The following is a 16,978-nucleotide window of genomic DNA, read 5'->3' on the forward strand; positions in this document are numbered from 1 at the left end:
CGGAAAAGGGAGCCGTCGTGGCAGCCACAGTTGCCAGTAACTTGACCGGTCTGTGCCGAGCCCTTGTTCAGCAGGGCCTGCTCAGCCAGGAGGAAGGCGAAACGCTGCAGGCCCAGGCGAAAGCGGCAGGCGAGAGTATTGTTACGCACCTGGTGCGTACCAAGCGTTTCCGGCCCCCTCAGATCGCGACGTTCTCCTCGATCACCTACGGTCTGCCTTTCTTCGATCTCGATTCACTCGATCCCATGGTCATGCCGGCCGGCGTGGTGGACCAGAAGCTGGTCGACAAGCATCGCGTCATCGCCTTGTCCCGGCGTGGCAATCGCCTGTATCTGGGGGTTTCGGATCCGAGCAACCTGCAGATACTCGACGACGTCAAGTTCCAGACCGGCCTGGCCGTCGAACTGGTGGTCCTCGAAGAGGACAAATTGGCCCGTTACCTGGAGCAAAATGCCCAGACCGGCCAGGACGACATCCTCAAGAGCATCGATACCGACGACCTCAACCTCGAGTTCACCGACGAGGACAGCCAGGCCGCCGTCGATACCGCCGCTGCCCAGGACATCGACGACGCCCCGGTGGTGCGCTACCTGCAGAAGATCATGCTGGATGCCATCAACGGCAACGCGTCCGACATCCACTTCGAGCCTTATGAAAAGTACTACCGCATCCGCTACCGGATGGACGGCATCCTGTACGAAGTGGCGCAGCCGCCGTTGGCGATCAAGGAAAAGATCGCCTCCCGGATCAAGGTGATTTCGAAGCTCGATATTTCCGAGAAGCGGATACCGCAGGACGGCCGCATGAAGCTGGTCGTCTCGCGCAAGAAGACGGTGGATTTCCGGGTCAGCACCCTGCCGACCCTGTATGGCGAGAAGATCGTCATGCGTATCCTGGATTCCAACACGGCGCTCAATACCAAGATCGACGACCTTGGCTATGAAGCGCAGCAGCTCGCCCATCTTCTGGAGGCCATCGAACGGCCCTACGGCATGGTCCTGGTGACCGGGCCGACCGGTAGCGGCAAGACCGTGTCGCTGTACTCCTGCCTGAACCTGCTGAACAAGCCGGGCGTGAACATTTCCACCGTCGAGGACCCGGTGGAAATCCAGTTGGCCGGCATCAACCAAGTCAACGTCAACGACAAGGCCGGCCTGAATTTCTCCACCGCGCTGCGTTCCTTCCTGCGCCAGGATCCGGACATCGTGATGGTCGGTGAAATCCGCGACCTGGAGACGGCCGACATCGCCATCAAGGCCGCCCAGACGGGCCACATGGTGCTGTCGACGCTGCACACCAACGACGCGCCGTCGACCCTCACCCGGCTGGTCAACATGGGGGTGCCGAGCTATAACGTAGCAGCGTCCGTGCTCTTGATCACCGCCCAGCGCCTGGGCCGCCGGCTTTGCCCGAACTGCAAGGCGCCGATCGACATCCCCCCGGAGGCGCTGCTCAACGCCGGGTTTTCCGAGGCCGATCTGGACGGCAGTTGGCAGGCCTACGGGGCAGTCGGCTGCGACGTGTGCAAGAACACCGGCTACAAGGGGCGCGTGGGTATCTACCAGGTCATGCCGATCAGCGACGAGATCAACCGCCTGATCCTGAAGAACGCGAGCAATAACGAGATCGCCGAGCAGTCGCGCAACGAGGGCGTTCTTGATTTGCGCCGCGCCGGTCTGCTCAAGGTCAAGTCCGGGATGACGTCGCTCGAGGAAGTGCTGGCCGTAACCAACGAATGATGAGGAACTGACAGCATGGCGGTAGCCAGGATAGCTAAACAGGCCGCGGAGATTCCGTTCGTCTGGGAAGGTACCGACAAGCTCGGCCGCAAGATCAAGGGCGAGATGCTGGCGGCCGGCGAGGCCGTGGTCAAGCAGAGCCTGCGCCGGCAAGGCATCAATGCCACCAAGGTGCGCAAGCAGAGCATGCTGGCGCGCGGCAAGAAGATCACGGAAAAGGACATCGCCCTGTTTACGCGCCAGTTGGCGACCATGGTCAAGGCCGGCGTACCGTTGCTGCAGGCGTTCGATATCACGGCGCGCAGCCACGCCAACCCCTCTTTGCAGCGCCTGCTCGGGGTGGTCAAGGCCGACGTCGAGTCGGGTACCTCGCTCAACCAGGCCTTCCGGCGCCATCCGAAGCACTTCGACGCGCTCTACTGCAACTTGGTCGAGGCCGGCGAGGCGGCGGGCATCCTCGAGACCGTGCTGGACCGGATCGCGGCCTACAAGGAAAAGATCCTGGCCATCAAGGGCAAGATCAAGTCGGCCCTCATGTATCCGGCCATCGTGGTCGTGGTCGCCTTCATCATCACCACCGGGATCATGCTGTTCGTCATCCCGACCTTCAAGGAACTGTTCGAAGGCAGCGGTGCCGAGTTGCCCGCCCTCACGGCGCTGGTGATCAAGATTTCGGATGCCTTCACGGCATGGTGGTGGGCGATATTCGGCGTCATCGGCATCGCCATCGCCGCCTTCATGCAGGCGTTCAGCCGCTCCAAGACGTTCCGGGCACGTATCGATGCCTGGTCGCTGAAGCTGCCCATCTTCGGGCCGCTCATCGAGAAGGCCACGGTGTCGCGCTGGGCACGCACCTTTTCCTCGTTGTTCGCCGCCGGCGTGCCCATGGTCGAGGCCCTGGAGTCCGTCGCCGGGGCCTCCGGCAATGCCGTGTTCGAGGAGGCGACCTTGAAGTTGCGTACCGACGTGGCGACCGGCGCCAGCCTGACGTCTTCGCTGCAGGCCGCCAAGGTATTCCCGACCATGCTGATTCAGATGGTCGCCATCGGCGAGGAGTCCGGTGCCCTGGATTCCATGGTGGAGAAGGTGGCCGACTTCTACGAACGCGAGGTGGATGACGCCGTCGCCGGCATATCCAGCCTCATCGAGCCGTTGATCATGGTGGTGTTGGGCGGTTTGATCGGCACCATCGTGATCGCCATGTATCTGCCGATCTTCAAGCTGGGGACCGCGTTTTGATCGAAGTGCTGGCCGCCTCGCCGGCAATCTGGGCCGGCGTCGCGGTTCTGCTCGGGCTGGTGGTGGGCAGTTTCCTCAACGTGGTCATCCATCGCCTGCCCCGGATGATGGAACAGGAATGGCAGGCACAATGCGCCGAATTGCGCGGCGAACCGGCGCACGAGGTGCCGCGCTACGATCTGGTTGTGCCGCGCTCGGCCTGCCCGTCCTGCGGCCATGCCATCGCCTGGCATGAGAACATCCCGGTACTCAGCTATCTCTTCCTGCGTGGCAAGTGCTCCGCTTGCCAGGCACCGATCTCGTTGCGCTATCCGCTGGTCGAGCTTGCCACTGCCCTGCTTACCGGCGCGGCCGCTTGGCAGTTCGGCTTCACCTGGCAGGCGGCGGCCGCCTTCGCGTTGATCTGGGCCCTGGTCGCCCTCGCCGGAATCGACTTCGATACCCAGTATCTGCCCGATGCCATCACCCTGCCGCTGCTCTGGCTCGGGTTGCTGCTCAACCTGGGCCGGATGTTCGCTTCCCTGCCGGATGCCGTGATCGGGGCTGTCGCCGGTTACCTGGCGCTCTGGCTGGTCTACCAGATGTTCAAGCGCCTGACCGGCAAGGAAGGCATGGGGTACGGTGACTTCAAGCTGCTTGCCGCGCTCGGGGCCTGGTTTGGCTGGACCATGTTGCCGCTGATCATTCTCGCTTCCAGTCTGGTCGGTGCCATCGTCGGCATCGCCATGATTCTCCTGGCCGGGCACGACCGTGCCCGGCCCATCCCGTTCGGGCCCTACCTCTCCATTGCCGGGCTCGTCGCGCTGTTCTGGGGCACGGCCCTGATGCGGCAATACCTCGGCGCATGACGCGTCTGCGCCCCTATTGTGTCGGGTTGACCGGCGGCATCGGGAGCGGCAAGAGCCTGGTCGCCCGGATGTTCGGCGAGCGCGGGGCCGGCATCGTCGATACCGACGTCATCGCGCGGACCATCACCGCACCGGGTGGCGCGGCCATCGCGTCACTGCGCGCAGCCTTCGGCCCGGATTTCATCGCCCAGGATGGCGGCCTCGACCGCGCCCGCATGCGCGCCCTGGTATTCGCCGACCCGGCCGCGAGGCACCGTCTGGAGGGTCTCCTGCACCCGATGATCCGTGCCCGGGCGGCGGCCGAACTGGTCGACCTCGGCCGGTTTCCCTACGTGGTGCTGGTGGTGCCGTTGCTGGTCGAGACGGCCGCCTACGGCGAGCTCTATGACCGCGTCCTGGTGGTGGACTGCGAACCCGGGCAGCAGCTTGCCCGCGTGGTCCAGCGGGACGGTTTGGCGGAGGCCACCGTACGCGCCGTGATGGCCGCCCAGGCCGGGCGGGAGGCGCGCCTGGCCGCGGCCGACGATGTCATCGACAACCGCGGCGCCGCCGCCAGTCTCGCGACCCAGGTCGATGTCCTGCATCGGGCCTATGCCGCTGCCGCCGGACGCCACTGAAGGGCAACCGGGCATTGCATACATCCGACACCATCCTGCACAATTCCGGCAAGCGCGAAATACCTTGGACGGTGTATATCCCCGCCGTCGTTGACTGCCATCCCGGAATGAATAGGTCCTAGTGATCGTTTACGAATATCCCCTGAACGAACGAATCCGTACCTGGCTGCGGCTGGAGGATTTGTTCGGCAAGGCCGGCTTTTTCGTCCGGGCCGGCGATTCCCGTTCCCACCATGCCGGCCTCCTCGCGCTGTTCGAGCTGGCGGACGTCATGGCCCGGCCGGAGTTGCGCAGCGAATTGATCCAGGAACTGGAACGCCAGAAACTGTCGTTGGAACCGTTACGCGGTAATCCGGCGGTGGACCCGGACCGCCTTGAGCCCCTGCTGGAGCGGCTCGCCAGCGCGTTGGCCACGTTGCACGGCCTGTCCGGCAAGCTCGGCCAACATATCCGGGAAAACGACTGGCTGGCCGGCATCAAGAGCCGGACCGGCATCCCCGGAGGCGCCTGCGGCTTCGATCTGCCCGGTTATTACTACTGGCTCAACCAGCCCGCGGCCGTCCGCGTCGCCGACCTGGAGCGCTGGCTGGCCCCCCTGCAGCCGATCCGGAGCGGGGTCGAGTTGATCCTGGAGTTGTTGCGGGAAAGTGGCAACCAAGGCCATTACTCGGCCGTGAACGGCACCTTCCAACTCATGCTGGGCGGGCGCGTCGTCCAGATGCTGCGGGTCGGGCTCGACGAGCGCTGGCCCTGCGTGCCCGAGGTCAGCGCCAACAAGTACGCCGTCAACCTGCGCTTCGTCACCGTCGAGAAGAACCAGAAGCCGAAGACCTACGAACAGGACGTCACGTTCGAACTGGTCTTCTGCTCGCTCATCGGCTGCTGCGTGCAGCCGATCTGAGACGCCGAGCCCGTCTGGCCAGGGCAGGGCTCAGTCGAGCGAGGTCAGGTTGCGGCCTTGGAGCAGATTGAGTTGGCTGACCAGGGGCGCCGCGGCGGAACCGAACTGGGCGCGGTAGCGGGCCTCGAGCGGATAGGCGGCCGGCATGCGGACGGCAAGCGGATTCTTTTGCACGTCGTTGACCCGGAACTCGTAATGCAGGTGCGGGCCGGTCGCCAGACCGGTGGCACCGACATAGCCGATGATGTCCCCCTGGCTGACCCGGGCACCGTTGCGCAGGCCTTTGGCGAAGCGCGAAAGGTGACCGTAGGCGGTGCTGTAGGGGCCTTGGTGCCTGAGCACGATCAGGTTGCCGTAGCCGCCCTTGCGGCCGACGAAGGCGACCTTGGCGTCGGATACCGCGCGCACCGGGGTACCGGTCGGGGCGGCGTAGTCGATGCCCTTGTGGGCACGCCATTCCTTCAGCACCGGGTGGTAACGGGCGCTCGAGAAACCGGAGGAGATACGGCTGAACGGAATCGGCGACTTGAGGAAGGCGCGCTTCATGCTCTTGCCGTCCGGGGTGAAGTAGCTCTCCCGGCCCTGCGGGTCGCGGAAGTAGACGGCGCGGTAGGCATGGCCCTGGTTGACGAATTCGGCGGCCAGCAGGCGCCCGGTACGCAGGGCACGGCCGCCCTGGTACTGGACCTCGTAGACCACTGAGAAGCGGTCGCCTTGGCGGATGTCGCGATGGAAGTCGATGTCGCCGGAGAACACTTCGGCCATCTGGGAGGCGATGGAATCGGGAACGTCGGCGGCATCGGTGGCGCCGAACAGCGAATACTTGATCTCGCCGGAACGCATGACCACCTGGGTTTCCGGCTGGATGACCTCGTCCTTGGCGACGAAGCCGTCGCCGGCGCGCTCGATGGTCAGCAGGTTCGAGTCGTCGATGAGATAGCGGAACAGCAACAGACGGCCACCGGAGGTCACCTTGGCCAGGATGGTGCGGCCGGCGATCAGCCGGGCCGCATGGCCGCGGCTCGCCGCCAGCGCCCCCGGCATGTCTTCGGGCCCGACGCCCAGGCGGTCGAGCAGGGAGGCGAGGGTATCGCCGGATTGGATGCGCTCTTCGCGCCAGAAGTCGAACGCCCCGCTGTCGGCCTGGGCCGGTTCCGGAAGGGCAACGTCGGCAACGACGGTAGTCTGGGGGACGTTCTGGGTGACGGTATCGGGCGAGACGCCGAACGCGGTGACGACTTCGAACAGCGGGATGGCGGAGAGAACCAGTAGCCAGCGCTTATGGCGCGCCAAGAAGGCGAATGTACGCGTTATGTGCTGCATGCCGAAACCGTACCTGTGCGGAAATTCGGCACAAGAGTACCAAAAAAATCCGACCAATTGAACCTTTTATCCCTGGATATGGGCGCCACGGCCGGCTATGCGGCAAGGTAGAATGCCGGGGGATCACGGTTGATCCGGTTGGGATCGAGTCTGCCGATGTTATTCAAGAGCCGCGAACGCCAAGTACACGAGCGTATCTGCCAGGAAATCGAAAGCCGCCTCACCCGCAGCGGGGCGCCGCGGGAGGTACGCCATTTCCTGCTGAACCACTGGTCCTATCTGCTGGCCGGGGTGTTCTTCAGCCATGGCGACCAGCATCCCGACTGGGAGGCCGGCTGGCATACCGTCAATGCCTTGCTCTGGAGCCTGACGCCGAAACAGGGCCAGGAGGAGACGGAGCAGTTCCTCCGTCTCGTGCCCACCCTGCTCGGCCGCCTGCATGACGGTTGCGACGCCATGAATCTGGCGCCGGCCGAACGGGACGAACTGTTTTCCCAACTGGCCCTGCTGCATGCCGCCGTGGCGCGCGCCGGTCTGGAGGCGGCGCTCGCGCCGGACGGTCCGATCACCCAGCTCGGGCGCGATGCGGATCTCGAGTTTTCCGAGGCCGAGATCGCTTCGCTGGAGGCCTCCAGCGTCTCGGAGGCGACCGATTCCCGGCGCAGCAAGGAGGACCTGGCGGCGGCCATCGCCGCCCTGCAGGTCGGCGACAGCGTGCGCTTCCGCATTGCGGACCGCGAGAAGCCGTTGTTCCTGCAATGGATCAGCCCGATGGGCGGCATGTACCTGTTCGCCGACGAGGAGGGCTACGACGCCATGTCGCTCACCAGTGCACGCCTGGCCGAGAAGTTGGCCAAGGGCGAGGCGAGCCTAGGGAAATAGCCTGACCGGCAAGCCCAGAGCGGCCAGGCGCCCGGCCAGCCTCGTCAGCCAGTCCTCGGGCAGGCGGCCCAGGCGGGGCGCCTCCGGCTGCGTGGACGGTCTGGCCAGGCCATAGAGCATGACCCCACGCAGGGCCAGGCCGTCGGCCAGGGCCTGGCCGAGCAGGTCCAGGTAGGCTGCCAGCTCGGTTTCCGCGGGCGGTTCGCCATCCACGCTGAATACGCAGGTCTGGATCCAGGTCGGGCAGGCGCTTGCGCAGTGGCCCAGGTTGCGCAACACCCGGGCGGGCGTCGAGTCCGTGTGGTTGATGGCGCGCAGGCCCTCGACGCTGGCGCGGTCGATCTTGAACCAGACCTCGCCGCCCAGTTCGGCGAGTCGGCGCAGGCCGGCTTGGACGGCGGGCCGGTGCATCAGGCTGCCGTTGCTGATCAACACGACCTTGAGCCGGCCGGCGAGGCCGAATTCATCCAGTATCCGGCCGACCAGGTCGACCACGGCGGCAAACTCCGCCGCGCTGGTCGGCTCGCCGTTGCCCGACAGGGCGATGTCGTTGAGCCGGCGCAGGCCCTCGGGCACCGAGCGGGCCATGAAGTCGCCGGTCAGGACATCGGCCAGCATGCCGCGCAGCTCGGTCTCCAGGCGCGGCAGGTCGACCGGCGGCGGCCCGCCGTTCGTCAGGTCCGGCACCTGGCAGTAGATGCAGCGCCAGTTGCAGGCGTGGTTGACGTTCAGGTTGATGCCGATGGAAACGCCGCCCGCGCGCCGCGACAGCACCGGGTAGACGTAGGTCAGGCCAACGGCATCGCGGTCGTGGTCGGTGGTTGTCAGCTGCATGTCGGAAGTGCGGCGCGTACGGCCGCGACGCGGGCCTGGCGGACCGCTTCGGGGATTCGCCCCGGCGCGGCCGCGCGCGCGACCGCGCCGGCGTCGACGGCGCGCGCCGCGGCCAGGGCCTGGCCGAGACGGGCGGCCTGCGGATAGGGTGCCTCGGCGGCGCCGCCGCGACCGCGGGCGTCGGCCGCGCAGACCGCCAGAAGCTCCGCGAACCGTTCCGGCCGGCGGAAAGCGTCGCAACGTTCGAACAGCTCGACCATCGTGCCCGCGCGCAGCGCGCCGGCGCGGTGCACGATGCCGTGCTCGCGTGCCGCGAGGACGGCCAGGTCGCGACACTCGGCCGGCGCCCGCAGGCGCTCGCTGACCGCCCGGGCGAGCGGGGCGCCGAGGCCTTCGTGACCGTGGTGGGCGGGCCAGTGGGCAGCCGGGGTGACGCCCTTGCCGAGGTCATGCAGCAGGGCGGCCCAGCGGCCGGCCAGCTCGAGGCGGTCCTCGGCCGCCCGATCGATCACCATGAGCAGGTGCACGCCGGTGTCGATCTCCGGGTGGTGGAGGGCCGGCTGCGGTACCCCGAACAGGGCGTCCAGTTCCGGTATCAGGCGGGCCAGGGCGCCGCACTCGCGCAACACCGTCAGCATGCGCGACGGCTGCGCCGCCATCAGGCCGCGCGCCAGTTCCTGCCAGACCCGTTCCGGCACCAGGGCGTCCACCTCGCCGTTGGTCACCATGGTACGCATCAGGGCCATGGTTTCCGGCGCCACGGTGAAGTCGGCGAAGCGGGCGGCGAAGCGGGCAACGCGCAGGATGCGTACCGGGTCCTCCGAGAAGGCCGGGCTGACGTGGCGCAGGACCCGCGCGGCCAGATCGGCACGGCCGCCGTGCGGGTCGATGAGGGTGCCGTCCGCATCCATGGCCATGGCATTGATGGTCAGGTCACGACGCACCAGATCGTCGGCCAGGGTCACGTCCGGCGCGCTGTAGACCTGGAAGCCCTTGTAACCCCGTGCCGTTTTGCGCTCGGTACGGGCGAGGGCGTATTCGGCATGCGTGTCCGGGTGCAGGAAGACCGGGAAGTCCTTGCCGACCGGCTGGAAGCCGAGCCGGGTCATTTCTTCCGGAGTCGCGCCCACGACCACGTAGTCGCGATCCTGCACCGGCAGGCCGAGCAGGCCGTCGCGCACGGCGCCACCCACGACGTAGACGCGGATGTGCTCGGGGAAGCGCATCAGCGCCCGGCTACGGTGCGGTAGCCGTCGTACTGGTCCTGGCGGCCGCCGCGCAGGTAGTCGAGACTGGCCGCCAGGCCGCGCGGCTGGCCGAACCGGGCCGGGAAACCGTCCGGGCAGACGTTGTCGGTCTGCATGGCGTAGTGGTTGTCGCGCGTCATCAGCTTGGTGCCGGGCTTCAGTTCCATGGCACGGGCGAACCAGTACGACGCGCCCGCGCCGAGCGGCAGGATGAGGCGCTTGAGGCCCAGGGTGGCGGCAACCAGGCCGACCAGCTGCGCCAGGTTATAGACCTCGGGGCCGCACAGGTTGTAGGCCTGGCCATGGCTCTCCGGATCGCCGACGGCGTCGGCGAAGGCGCGCGCCACGTCGACCACGTGGACCGGTTGGAAGCGCGTGCCGGCGTTGGCGAGCGGTACCACCGGGGCCATGCCGAGCAGGCCGGCAAACAGGGTCAGGAAGCTGTCGCCGGGACCGAAGATCACCGAAGGCCGGAACACGGTGACGTCGATGCCGTACTGGCGGCCGAGGTCCAGGACCCGCCTTTCGCCTTCCCCCTTGCTGCGCTGATACAGGCTGCGCGAAGCCGGATCGGCGCCCAGCGCGCTCATGTGGAGAAAGCGCCGCACCCCGGCGGCCTGGCAGGCGGCCATGGCCTTGGCCGGCAGCTCGACGTGGGCGGCCGTGAAGGCGCGTTCGCTGCCATGCAGGATGCCGACCAGGTTGATCACGGCGTCCTGGCCGGCGCACAGGCGGGCGAGGACTTCCGGGTCGTGGACGTCGGTCTGGACGACCTCGATGCCGGGCAGTACCAACAGGTCCTTGGCGCGCTGGCGCTGGCGGGCCGGCACGGTGATGCGCCAGCCGCGGGCGGCCAACTGGCTGGCGAGATGACGGCCGACGAAGCCGCCGCCGCCCAGGATGCAGACGTTCTTGTTCAGCATGGCTCGTTCAATTGTCGTGACGGGAACCTGTAATTAAACACCATCCCGGCGCGGCCGGTTCAAGGTTCGGTGTCGGTATCGCCGTCGGTCGCCGGTTCCGTCCCCGCCCGCGCCGGTACCGTCCCCAGCCGGTCCTTCAGGGAGGTGCTGGGCTGGCCCAGGCGTCGGCTGTAGTACATCGCGTTGGCCAGGACCTTCTTGACGTATTCGCGGGTCTCCGTGAACGGGATGGTCTCCGTGTAGATGGCGCCCTCGAGCGGCGCCTCGGCCTGCCAGCGGCGGGCACGTCCGGGCCCGGCGTTGTAGCCCGCGGTGGCCAGGACCGGCGAGCCGCCGAGACGGTCGAGCAGGTTGCGCAGGTAGTAGGTGCCCAGCCGGATGTTGGTCTCCGGCTCGCCGACCTTGGCGTGCGCCTTGCGGCCCAGGCCCATCTGGCGGGCGACCCACTTCGCCGTGTCGGGCATGATCTGCATCAGGCCCCGGGCGCCGGCGCCGGAGCGGGCATAGTCGACGAAACGCGATTCCTGGCGCATCAGCCCGTATACCCAGGCCGGGTCGAGGCCGTTGCGCTCGGCCTGGGCCTCGGCGAGGTCGCGGTAGGGGGTCAGGTAGCGGAGGTCGAAGCTGTGCAGTTCGCGGGTCTTTTCCGCGGTCAGGATGGCGCGGTCGTACCATTCGTCGCGCCGGGCGAGTTCGGCGGCGGCGAGCAGTTCGGCGTCGCTCATGTCGCGCAGGGCCCATTCCCATTCCGCGGCCGCGTCGACGTTGAGGTTGAATTTGTGCAACAGGCGTGCGCGCACGATGCCGGGCCGGGAGGCGACGGCGTTCAGGAGGTCCGGGCCGGGCCGGAACTCGTCGCTCCGCGCCTCCATGCGCACGGGTAGCTCCTCATAGGCGAGCAGGCCGTAGTAGTTGATTTCCTGCGACAGTTGGGCGAACAGCTGGTTGGCCTGGAAACCGGCGTTCAGCGCCTTCAGGGCACGGGCACGCCAGTACCGCCACACGGTGTCGTCGCGCATGCCCGGCGGTAGCGCCGCGATGCCGCGGTAGACGTCGGCCCAGCGTCCGGCCCGCAGCATCGTCCGGATGAACCAGGGCCGCTGGCTGTCGCTCAGGCGGTTGTTCGCGCGCATGAACCAGCCGGCCGCCTCCGGTTTCTGCTGGCGGGCCGCGGCGACCGCGACGGTGCCCCAGCCGTATCCCTGGTCGGCCTCCGGGGCGTCGGCGGACTTGATCTCCCAGATGGCCGCGGCGCGGTCGGGGTCGTTCTTGGCGAGCAGGCCGAGGGCATAGAGCTGGATTTCGCGCTGTGCCGGGTCGGTCGGCGGCGTCGCCAGGATCTGCTCGGCGTTGCGCTGGGCCCGCTCCAACAGATTGGGATCGGGGCGGATCGCGTCCGGCAGGGTGGCCAGGAGCTCGCGGGCGAGGCGCAGATTGCCGGCGGCCAGTGCCAGGCGCAGGCGGGCCAGGCGGTCGTCGGTGCCGAGCCAGCCGCGCACCGCCAGTTCGATGAACAGGGGATCGCAACTGGAGGGCAGGTCCTGCGGCGTGCGCCATAGGGCCATGGCTGCGGCACCGGCGTCGGGTGCTCCCTGGGCCAGGCGGGCCCGGAGGTCGAAGCACTGTATTTCCTTGTCCTGCTTGACCAGCTTGCCGGCGACGTTGCGGAATCCGGTCCAGTCCTCGGAACGGCCCAGGCTGCGGGCGACCTCCTGGCGCAGGCGCTCCGAAAGGGGCGTATCGGGGTGGCCGTCGGCGAAGGCCAGCCAGTCGTCGCCGGCCGGGCCGGCCCCCTTCAGGCGCCAGTAGTCGAGGTAGACCTTGAGCGGGTAGCGTTCGGGGACCCGGGCGGCATAGCGCGAGAACTGGTCGCTACGGCCCTTGCCATAGGCGTCGCGGGCAGCCAGGAAGTCCTTGTCGGCCGACGCCAGTACGGCTTCGGCGAACAGCAGGCCCAGGACCAGCAGGCAGCAGATACGGAGAAAGCGCACGGCCTCGGTGAATTGACTCTATCGAGGCCGCACTCTAACACACCCTCCCGACCGGCCCGGGACGGCTCACCAGCGTTCGTCGACGCTGACCGAGACGCGCACCTTCAGGGTCGGGCCCGGGTCGTAGGGCAGGAAGGTGGAGAACTGGTTGCCCTGGTAACGGTAGACGACGTTGTAGCCGGTGACGCGGCGGGACCAGTGGTCCACCGTGCGGCAGCGCTCCTCGCTGACCGGAACGCGGCGCCCGTCGCGGTCGTCGTTGTCGATGTTGTCGCCGGTGACGGCGCCGATGGCGGCGCCGGCGGCGGTCGCGGCGGTGCGGCCGCCGCCCCTGCCGATCTGGTTGCCGACCACGCCGCCGACGATGGCGCCGAGGATCGCACCGCCGTAGGAACGGTCGTCCTTGCGGTAGCTGTAGCCGGTCTGCTCGGTCCAGCATTCGCGGCTGGGGTCGTTGTATTCCTCGTAGACCGGGACGCTGGATACCACGCGGGCGGTATCGGCGAAGGGCGCGGCATCGGTCGCCGGCGGCGGCGGGTAATGGCCGGCCCAGGCGGGCAGCGTGGCCAGGATGAGGGCGAGGCTGGTGGCGATTTGCGTGGTTTTCATGACGTACTCCTTCTCGTGTGATGCGTAATGATCGAATTAGTCGCGATAGCGGTTGCGGCGGCCGTCGTCCTTCTTCTTGTCCTGGTGGCCCCAGGGCCGGGTGCCGTAACCCTGGCCATAACCGGAATCATCGTCCTGGGCCTCCGGCCGGCGCCCGCCCTGCCGTTCTTCCATGCGGTTCATCAATTCGTTGCGGCGCTTCTGGCGCGCTTCCGGAGGCAGGTTGTCCCACTCCTGGCGCAACTGGTAGCGCATCGCCTCGCGTTGGTCGGGCGGCAGTTGTTCCCACTGGTTGCGGAAGCGGGCGCGCTCGTCGGAACCCCAATCCGCCACCGGGCCGATCACCTGACCGCTGAACACCGGGTCGCCGAACCCGGAGCGGTCGGCGGCGAACGCGGTGCCGGTCGCCAGGACGGCGAGGGCGGTTAGAATCAGCTTGTGGCAGGTGGCGTTCATGGCATATCTCCTTTGCACGCTTCACACGATAGGCACCGGCGGTTTCCAGGCAGTTTCCGCCTCCGGTAAATTTGTAACCAAGTGTTACCAAGACAGGCCAAGACATGGAATCCTCCCGACAACCCCGCATCCTGGTCGTCGACGACGATGCCGGCATCCGAGATCTGCTCAGGGATTACCTGGTCAAGCAGGGCATGGAGGTCGAGACGGCGCGCGACGGCCGCGAGATGGACGAGCGCCTGCCCGGCTTCGAGCCCGACCTGCTGGTGATGGACCTGATGATGCCCGGCGAGGACGGCCTCGCCCTGACTCGCCGGGTCAAGGCCGAACGCGACGTGCCGGTCATCATGCTGTCGGCGCGCGGCGAGGACATCGACCGCATCGTCGGCCTCGAGGTCGGGGCCGACGACTACCTGGCCAAGCCCTTCAACCCGCGCGAGCTGCTCGCCCGCATACGCGCCGTGTTGCGCCGCAACAGCACGCCGGCCAAGGCCGACGAGGCGGACGATCCGGAGCAATACCGTTTCGGCCCCTTCAGCCTGGACCTGGCGGCGCAGCGCCTGCTGCGCGAGGGAGAGGAGATCACCATCACGCACGCGGAATTCGCCCTGCTGAAGATATTCAGCGAACACCCGAACCGGGCCTTGTCGCGGGATCAGATCATGGACTGGCTGAAGGGGTTCGAGCGCGACCCGTTCGACCGCTCCATCGACGTCCGGGTGACCCGCCTGCGCCGCAAGATCGAGGACGACCCGGCCAATCCGGTCTACATCCGTACCGTGTGGGGGCAGGGCTACCTGTTCGCGCCCAAGGGCAAGGTGGCTTGACTCTGCTGCCCAACAGCCTGTTCGGGCGCGCCGCGGCGATCCTGCTCGGCATCTTCCTGCTCGCCCAGGGCGCCGCCATGTACGCCGTCTGGAAGACGGTGGTGTCGCCGCTGTCCGAGCGCTCCGCCGACGACCTGGCGGCGCGCATGGTGTTGGCGGCGCAGACCTGGGTGGAACTGCCGCCGGAGACCCGCTCGGACTATGAGATCGAACTGTTCCTGAAGCACAACCTGGAACTCGGCAAGGTCGACAAGCCACTCGCCACGCGGTTGCCGCCGAGTGCCTTCGGCGACCTGCTGGAACATGCGCTGAGCCGGCGTACCGGCCAGGCCGTCCAGCTCAAACAAGGGCCGGACCCGGCTTGGGCCTGGGTGGAGGTCACCCTGGCCGGCAACATGCTACGGGTCGGCTATCTGCGCGACAGCTACGAACTCGACGCCCCCTGGGAGGCGGGCGCGGTGTTCCTGGCCGGCGCCCTGCTGACCCTGGCGGCGGCGCTGTTCCTTGCCCGTCGGACGGCGGCGCGGCTGCGCCTGCTGGCGCGCTCGGCCGCCGAGGTCGGCCAGGGCCGCCTGCCGCAACGCCTGCCGGAGACCGGTGCAACCGAGCTGCGCGACCTCACCGCCGCCTTCAACCGCATGGCCGACGAAGTGCAGGCCCTGCTCGAGAACCGCACCGTGCTGTTGTCCGGCATCTCGCACGACCTGCGTACCCCGATCACCCGCATGCAGCTGGCCCTGGCCATGCTGGACGACAGCGATCCGGCCATGGTGGCGCGCATGGAGGACGACCTGCGCGAGATGACCCGGCTGATCGCCCAGATGCTCGACTTCGCCCGTTCGCTCAAAGGCGAAGGCGAGACCGAGGTCCCGCTCGACCGGGCCCTGGCCGAGATGGCGGCGAGTTGCAGTCATCCGGAACAGGTCAGGGTGCGGGCGTCCGTGCCCTGCAGCCGGCGCCTGAGTGTCGCGGCCCTCAACCGCGTGGTCGGCAACCTGGTCGAGAATGCCTTGCGCTACGGCGGCAACCAGGCGGTCGAACTGGAACTGGCGTGCGACGCCTCCGGGGCCGTGGTTCGGGTGCTCGACCGCGGGCCGGGCATTCCGCCGGCCGAGCGGGAAAAGGTGTTCCAGCCCTTCTATCGCCTGGAGGAATCGCGCAGCCGGGACACCGGCGGCTCCGGCCTCGGCCTGGCCATCGTGCGCCAGCTCGCCGACGCCCAGGGCTGGCGGGTGGAACTGGCCGACCGCCCGGGCGGCGGCCTGTGCGCCTCGGTATTGCTCGACCGGGTCTGAAGACGGACGCTGGCCCGCTGCCTCAGTTCGCCCCGGTCGGGGCGAGCTCGGTGACCGGGAAGCCGGCCCGGGCGCGCGCCTCGGCGTTGAACGGGCCGCGTGGTGCGGGTAGGCCGGCGGCGGCGATCAGGCGCGGCCATTCCTGCGCCGGCACCAGGCCGCGCTCGCCGCACAAGCGGCGGAACCAGCGGTCGCCGGCGGCCACGTGGCCGACCTCGTCGCGCAATATCACGTCGAGAATGGCCGCCCCGGCCGCATCCCCGTAGCCGCGCAGCTTGGCCTGGATGCCGGGCGTGACGTCGAGCCCGCGCGCCTCGAAATAGCGCGGGACGACCGCCATGCGCGCGAGCGGGTCGTGCGCCGTCGCCATCGCCGTCTCCCACAGACCGCCGTGCGCCGGCAGGTCGCCGTAGTCGCCGCCGAGGTGACGCAGATGGTCGCGCAGGAGGCGGAAATGCAGGGCCTCCTCGGCGGCGATCTGCAGCCAGTCGGCGTAGAACGCGGCCGCCATGCCCGGAAAACGATAGGCGGCGTCGAGGGCCAGGTTGATCGCCGTGAACTCGATGTGGCAGAGGGCGTGGATCAGCGCCCGGTGTCCGGCGGGGCCGCTCAGTTCGCGGCGTGGCATCGCCCGGGCGGGCAGCAGTTCCGGCCGGGGTGGCCGGCCGGCCTCGACCAGCATCGGGTCGGCCCGTTGCGTCGCCACCGGGTCCAGGCGGCCGGCCTGCCAGTCCGCCCACAGGCGGTCCGCGCCGGCCAGCTTGGCATCGACGTCGGTTTCGGCGAGGACGGCGCGGACGGCGCACTGCAGGTTCACGGCAGCCGGGTCTCCAGGCGCTCGAGGAGGTCGGGCAGGAGGCGCGTGAACAACCAGCCGAGGCCGACCCCGACGGTGTTGGCGAGTTGGTCGTAGGCGCTCATCTCGCGGTATCCGCTCATGCCCTGGAGCACTTCGATCAGCGCGCCCATCGCCAGCAGGGCCAGGAAGGGCCGCAGGCGGGCGCCCAACACCTGGCCGAACCAGGCCATCAGCGTGAAGTAGGCGATGGCGTGCTGGATCTTGTCGCTGAAGCCGACGTGGGGCAGTTGCGGCGCCGGGATCAGGGAGAGCACGGTCACCAGGGCGACCAGGCTCCAGCCGACGGCCAGCCAAAGGGGGCGATGGGTGAGGGTAGGCATGGCGGCGATTCTATGATTAATTCGGGGCCTACCACCACGTCCAAACCACACCAACCACGAGGTAGCCC

Annotated in this window: 17 protein-coding genes; 8 read left to right on the top strand and 9 right to left on the bottom strand. The window is 68.0% G+C overall.

Annotated elements, in window-relative coordinates; genetic code table 11:
- Positions 1–17 precede the first annotated feature (17 nt).
- The 5 genes from pilB to zapD all read left to right on the top strand — a co-directional run bounded on the left by pilB (position 18) and on the right by zapD (position 5,344).
- A complete protein-coding gene (gene pilB, locus EZJ19_RS05340; protein ID WP_131445258.1) occupies positions 18–1,739 on the top strand; it encodes a type IV-A pilus assembly ATPase PilB in 1,722 nt (573 codons plus the stop codon).
- Between the two features lie 15 nt (positions 1,740–1,754).
- Complete coding sequence (locus EZJ19_RS05345) at positions 1,755–2,978, top strand: type II secretion system F family protein (RefSeq protein ID WP_131445259.1); 1,224 nt, start codon at positions 1,755–1,757, stop codon at positions 2,976–2,978.
- Complete coding sequence (locus tag EZJ19_RS05350; protein WP_131445330.1) at positions 2,978–3,826, top strand: prepilin peptidase; 849 nt, start codon at positions 2,978–2,980, stop codon at positions 3,824–3,826. Before EZJ19_RS05345 ends, EZJ19_RS05350 begins: the two co-directional genes overlap by 1 nt.
- Positions 3,823–4,443: a dephospho-CoA kinase gene (gene coaE / locus EZJ19_RS05355; RefSeq protein WP_131445260.1), complete on the top strand. Its 621-nt coding sequence runs from the start codon at positions 3,823–3,825 to the stop codon at positions 4,441–4,443. The genes EZJ19_RS05350 and coaE overlap by 4 nt, the downstream gene beginning before the upstream one ends.
- A gap of 121 nt (positions 4,444–4,564) precedes the next feature.
- Positions 4,565–5,344 carry a cell division protein ZapD gene (zapD, locus tag EZJ19_RS05360; RefSeq protein WP_131445261.1) on the top strand — a complete coding sequence of 260 codons (780 nt, stop codon included), beginning with the start codon at positions 4,565–4,567 and terminating at the stop codon, positions 5,342–5,344.
- Between the two features lie 30 nt (positions 5,345–5,374).
- On the opposite strand, the gene EZJ19_RS05365 is transcribed toward zapD, so the two are convergent.
- Positions 5,375–6,667: an OapA family protein gene (locus EZJ19_RS05365; protein WP_131445262.1), complete on the bottom strand. Its 1,293-nt coding sequence runs from the start codon at positions 6,665–6,667 to the stop codon at positions 5,375–5,377.
- Between the two features lie 156 nt (positions 6,668–6,823).
- Between EZJ19_RS05365 and EZJ19_RS05370 the strand changes: the two genes are divergently transcribed.
- Positions 6,824–7,549 (top strand): DUF1631 family protein, encoded by a 726-nt coding sequence (locus EZJ19_RS05370; protein WP_131445263.1) that lies wholly within the window; start codon positions 6,824–6,826, stop codon positions 7,547–7,549.
- Here the strand turns inward: EZJ19_RS05370 and EZJ19_RS05375 are convergent.
- The 6 genes from EZJ19_RS05375 to EZJ19_RS05400 form a co-directional block, all read right to left on the bottom strand.
- Complete coding sequence (locus tag EZJ19_RS05375) at positions 7,538–8,383, bottom strand: radical SAM protein (protein ID WP_131445264.1); 846 nt, start codon at positions 8,381–8,383, stop codon at positions 7,538–7,540. The genes EZJ19_RS05370 and EZJ19_RS05375 overlap by 12 nt on opposite strands.
- On the bottom strand, positions 8,374–9,591 hold the full coding sequence (locus EZJ19_RS05380) for a multifunctional CCA addition/repair protein (RefSeq protein ID WP_131445332.1): 1,218 nt from the start codon (positions 9,589–9,591) through the stop codon (positions 8,374–8,376). The genes EZJ19_RS05375 and EZJ19_RS05380 overlap by 10 nt, the downstream gene beginning before the upstream one ends.
- Before the next feature lie 17 nt (positions 9,592–9,608).
- Positions 9,609–10,553, bottom strand: a complete 945-nt coding sequence (locus EZJ19_RS05385; protein WP_131445265.1) for a complex I NDUFA9 subunit family protein — start codon at positions 10,551–10,553, stop codon at positions 9,609–9,611.
- Positions 10,554–10,612: 59 nt separating this feature from the next.
- Positions 10,613–12,544 (bottom strand): lytic transglycosylase domain-containing protein, encoded by a 1,932-nt coding sequence (locus EZJ19_RS05390; protein WP_131445266.1) that lies wholly within the window; start codon positions 12,542–12,544, stop codon positions 10,613–10,615.
- 66 nt (positions 12,545–12,610) lie between these two features.
- The gene (locus tag EZJ19_RS16575) at positions 12,611–13,153 is read right to left on the bottom strand and encodes a glycine zipper 2TM domain-containing protein (RefSeq protein ID WP_131445267.1); all 543 of its coding nucleotides are present in this window, start codon (positions 13,151–13,153) and stop codon (positions 12,611–12,613) included.
- Positions 13,154–13,189: 36 nt separating this feature from the next.
- The gene (locus tag EZJ19_RS05400; protein WP_131445268.1) at positions 13,190–13,609 is read right to left on the bottom strand and encodes a hypothetical protein; all 420 of its coding nucleotides are present in this window, start codon (positions 13,607–13,609) and stop codon (positions 13,190–13,192) included.
- A gap of 104 nt (positions 13,610–13,713) precedes the next feature.
- Between EZJ19_RS05400 and EZJ19_RS05405 the strand changes: the two genes are divergently transcribed.
- Positions 13,714–14,436, top strand: coding sequence for a response regulator (locus tag EZJ19_RS05405; RefSeq protein ID WP_131445269.1), 723 nt, complete (start codon positions 13,714–13,716; stop codon positions 14,434–14,436).
- Entirely contained in the window at positions 14,433–15,731 is a 1,299-nt protein-coding gene (locus EZJ19_RS05410; protein WP_131445270.1) for an ATP-binding protein, read from the top strand. Before EZJ19_RS05405 ends, EZJ19_RS05410 begins: the two co-directional genes overlap by 4 nt.
- 22 nt (positions 15,732–15,753) lie before the next feature.
- Here EZJ19_RS05410 and EZJ19_RS05415 read toward each other — a convergent pair whose 3' ends face one another.
- Both EZJ19_RS05415 and EZJ19_RS05420 read right to left on the bottom strand, forming a co-directional pair.
- Positions 15,754–16,548, bottom strand: coding sequence for a ferritin-like domain-containing protein (locus EZJ19_RS05415; protein WP_131445271.1), 795 nt, complete (start codon positions 16,546–16,548; stop codon positions 15,754–15,756).
- Entirely contained in the window at positions 16,545–16,910 is a 366-nt protein-coding gene (locus tag EZJ19_RS05420; RefSeq protein ID WP_131445272.1) for a VanZ family protein, read from the bottom strand. The genes EZJ19_RS05415 and EZJ19_RS05420 overlap by 4 nt, the downstream gene beginning before the upstream one ends.
- Positions 16,911–16,978: the final 68 nt, after the last annotated feature.

The organism is Parasulfuritortus cantonensis (assembly GCF_004337445.1).
Lineage (GTDB): Bacteria > Pseudomonadota > Gammaproteobacteria > Burkholderiales > Thiobacillaceae > Parasulfuritortus > Parasulfuritortus cantonensis.

What these genes read in the sequence shown, in the direction of transcription:
- EZJ19_RS05345 (WP_131445259.1), top strand. Translation starts at nt 1,755, where the DNA reads ATGGCGGTAGCCAGGATAGCTAAACAGGCCGCGGAGATTCCGTTCGTC.
- coaE (WP_131445260.1), top strand. Translation starts at nt 3,823, where the DNA reads ATGACGCGTCTGCGCCCCTATTGTGTCGGGTTGACCGGCGGCATCGGG.
- EZJ19_RS05365 (WP_131445262.1), bottom strand. Translation starts at nt 6,667, where the DNA reads ATGCAGCACATAACGCGTACATTCGCCTTCTTGGCGCGCCATAAGCGC.
- EZJ19_RS05370 (WP_131445263.1), top strand. Translation starts at nt 6,824, where the DNA reads ATGTTATTCAAGAGCCGCGAACGCCAAGTACACGAGCGTATCTGCCAG.
- EZJ19_RS05375 (WP_131445264.1), bottom strand. Translation starts at nt 8,383, where the DNA reads ATGCAGCTGACAACCACCGACCACGACCGCGATGCCGTTGGCCTGACC.
- EZJ19_RS05385 (WP_131445265.1), bottom strand. Translation starts at nt 10,553, where the DNA reads ATGCTGAACAAGAACGTCTGCATCCTGGGCGGCGGCGGCTTCGTCGGC.
- EZJ19_RS16575 (WP_131445267.1), bottom strand. Translation starts at nt 13,153, where the DNA reads ATGAAAACCACGCAAATCGCCACCAGCCTCGCCCTCATCCTGGCCACG.
- EZJ19_RS05400 (WP_131445268.1), bottom strand. Translation starts at nt 13,609, where the DNA reads ATGAACGCCACCTGCCACAAGCTGATTCTAACCGCCCTCGCCGTCCTG.
- EZJ19_RS05405 (WP_131445269.1), top strand. Translation starts at nt 13,714, where the DNA reads ATGGAATCCTCCCGACAACCCCGCATCCTGGTCGTCGACGACGATGCC.
- EZJ19_RS05420 (WP_131445272.1), bottom strand. Translation starts at nt 16,910, where the DNA reads ATGCCTACCCTCACCCATCGCCCCCTTTGGCTGGCCGTCGGCTGGAGC.